The organism is Micromonospora sp. 4G55 (assembly GCF_016803375.1).
In genome coordinates this window covers 1-3126 of the sequence record NZ_JAEVHN010000697.1, presented here as the reverse complement: position 1 = coordinate 3126, position 3126 = coordinate 1, and the positions used below count along the sequence as shown (strand labels likewise).

The following is a 3126-nucleotide window of genomic DNA, read 5'->3' as shown; positions in this document are numbered from 1 at the left end:
TGGGGTGGGGTGGGGATGGGGAAGGCCGCCGACCCGCGAGGGGTCGGCGGCCTTGGTGGTACGGGTGGGTCAGCGGTCGGTGAGCGCGGTGTAGTCCCGCTCCGGGGAGCCGGTGTAGATCTGCCGCGGGCGGCCGATCTTGGTCTCCGGGTCGTTGATCATCTCGCGCCACTGGGCGATCCAGCCGGGGAGCCGGCCCAGCGCGAAGAGCACCGTGAACATTTTGGTCGGGAAGCCCATGGCCTTGTAGATCAGGCCGGTGTAGAAGTCCACGTTCGGGTAGAGCTTGCGGCTGACGAAGAAGTCGTCGGCGAGGGCGATCTCCTCCAGCTCCATCGCGATGTCCAGCATCGGGTCCGGCTTGGCCATCCGGCCCAGCACGTCCTGGGCGGCCTTCTTCACGATGGCGGCGCGCGGGTCGTAGTTCTTGTAGACCCGGTGGCCGAAGCCCATCAGCTTCACGCCGTCCTGCTTGTCCTTGACCTTGCGGACGAAGGAGCGGACGTCACCGCCGTCGGCCTTGATCTTCTCCAGCATCTCCAGCACGGCCTGGTTGGCGCCGCCGTGCAGCGGGCCGAACAGGGCGTTGACGCCGGCCGAGACCGAGGCGAAGAGGTTGGCGTTGCTGGAGCCGACCAGCCGCACCGTGGAGGTCGAGCAGTTCTGCTCGTGGTCGGCGTGCAGCACGAAGAGCATATCCAGCACGCGGGCCATCACCGGGTCGACCTCGTACGGCTCCGCCGGCACGCCGAAGGTCATCCGCAGGAAGTTCTCCACGTAGCCCAGCGAGTTGTCCGGGTACAGCAGCGGCTGGCCGATCGACTTCTTGTAGGCGTACGAGGCGATGGTGGGGACCTTCGCCATCAGCCGGATCGTGGACATCTCCACGTGCTCGGAGTCGAACGGGTCCAGGCTGTCCTGGTAGAAGGTCGAGATGGCGCTGACGGCCGAGGAGAGCACCGCCATCGGGTGCGCGTCGCGCGGGAAGCCGTCGAAGAACCGGCGCATCTCCTCGTGCAGCAGCGAGTGCCGCCGGATCCGGTCGCTGAACTCGGTGAGCTGCTGCTGGGTGGGCAGCTCGCCGTAGATCAGCAGGTAGGAGACCTCCAGGAAGGAGGACTTCTCGGCCAGCTGCTCGATCGGGTACCCGCGGTAGCGCAGGATGCCGGCGTCGCCGTCGATGTAGGTGATCTCGGACGAACAGGACGCGGTGTTGACGAAACCGGGATCGTAGGTGGTCATCCCGGTTTCCTTCAGCAGCTTGCTCACGCCGATGCCCGCGGGGCCTTCGACCGCGTCGTGCACCGGCATCGAAAGCTGCCCACCGGGGTGATCGAGCTTGACTTCCGTCATGTGGTTCCTCGCTTCGCCGGCGAATCTTCGTTGAATTGCCTTCGCTTTTACCGTAATCACGGTCACCGGGATACCGCCCGCCGTGGTTCGGCGGTGAGGTATGCGTCACCCGATTCCCGGCCTTACGGCTGGGAAACCCTGGTGAGCGCGGGCGACCCCGACGATGACGGACGCCGGGGGACGAAGGTTCTACGAGAGGGTGAGCCGGCGCAGGTCGCCGTCGGCGCCGACCCGGTAGAGGTCGAGCCGGTTGGTCCCGGCGCGGTACAGGTGGTCGTCAGGGAGCAGGGCGGCGAAGCGGCGGCCCCCCTTGTCCCGAGGCACCACCGGCACGACCGCGCCGACGCGGCCGTTGACCGCCACCGCGAGCAGCGTGCCGTCGGGCACCTCCCGGGGCACGGTCCCCCAGACCAGCGCCGGCAGCTCGCCGGCAGCCGGGTCGACATGGTCGAACGCCGCCCGGTTCGCCACTGTGGCGCTCCCGCCGGTCGGCCGGTCGCCGACCAGGGTGCCGAGCAGCGGGTGCGGCGCCGGGTCCGGCGGCCGGGTGGGCACCCCGCCACGCAGGGTCAGCGGCTGGCCGGGCCGGTCGTAGAAGTGCTTCTCGGCGCTCGGGCGCGGGGCCTGGCGGGCGGAGCGCCCGTCGACCCGCCAGGGGATCCGGACGTGCGCCGCGTCGGCGATGGTGGGCAGCAGGTCGACGTGCTCCCAGTTGCGATCGTCGACCCGGCCGGCCCGTTGTCCGGGGGTCCGGACGAACATCGGCACCCAGGCCACCTCGCCGGCCGCGTGGTCGATCGCGTCCAGCCCACGGCCCTGCCAGTCACGGGTGAAGCTCACCCCGTGGTCGGCGGTGAGCAGGATCAGCGCCTTGTCCCAGAGGCCGGAGGCGCGCAGCGTGCGCAGGGTCTCGCCGACCAGCCGGTCGGTGTAGCGCAGCTGGGCCAGGTGCCGGGCCCGGGCCAGCTCGACCCAGCCGGCGCCGTCGTTGGGCAGGTCCTCGGGGGCGGCGTAGCGCGCCCCGGAGGGCAGGAAGGTCCAGGGCGCGTGGGGCATCAGCAGGTGCAGGAAGTGCAGCGTCGGCCGGGACGACGGACGCAGACCGGCCAGGAAGCTGGTGAACCGGGCCGGCTGGTTGTCGTCCAGGCTGTCGAAGCGGAACCTCGGGTCGGCCGGGACCGGCTCGGCGGCGTCCACGCCGGCCTCGGCGCGGGTCCGCTCCCGGTACGACTCCTCCGGGTCGATCCGGCTGTCCACCGGCGCGGCGACCTGCCGCAGCAGCTTGCCGCTCTCCCGGACCAGCACGCCGAGCCCCTGCTCGGGGTCTGTCGGCTGGTCGCAGCGGCTGGGCGGGCAGAGTCGGGTGATGCTCTCCTGGGCGCGGACGTCGTACAGGCCGCCGAGGGCGGTGAACAGGTTGTCCGGGTACTGCGAGTAGTGCGGGGCGAGCGGCTGCGCCGGGTAGCGGCCGGTGAGCATCGCCGGCAGCGCGTACGGGGTCCAGCCGCTGACCCCGGTGGCGTTGCGGTACCAGGTCGACCCGGCGGCCAGCTCGGCGAAGTGCGGGTAGGTCGCGGCGTCGATGGTGCCGTCCGGGCCGAGCAGGGAGACCAGCGGCAGCTCGTCGAGGACGATCATGACCACCGGCGGGTGCTCCCCCGGCCGGCCACGCCCGCCGCGCCGCTGTGGGCCCGGGGCAGCACGACCGCCGAGGCGGGCGAGGCGAAGAGGAAGAGCGCGACGAAGACCGGGGGCCCGATCGCGGCGATCCGC

The 3126-nt window shown here is 71.2% G+C and carries 1 protein-coding gene and 1 pseudogene; both read right to left on the bottom strand.

Going from position 1 to position 3126, the window contains the following annotated elements; all coding sequences use genetic code 11:
* Positions 1–69: 69 nt before the first annotated feature.
* Positions 70–1353: a citrate synthase gene (locus tag JNW89_RS32575; RefSeq protein ID WP_238451971.1), complete on the bottom strand. Its 1284-nt coding sequence runs from the start codon at positions 1351–1353 to the stop codon at positions 70–72.
* 189 nt (positions 1354–1542) lie between these two features.
* Positions 1543–3126 (bottom strand): annotated as a pseudogene (locus tag JNW89_RS32570) (sulfatase-like hydrolase/transferase); the annotation flags it as partial.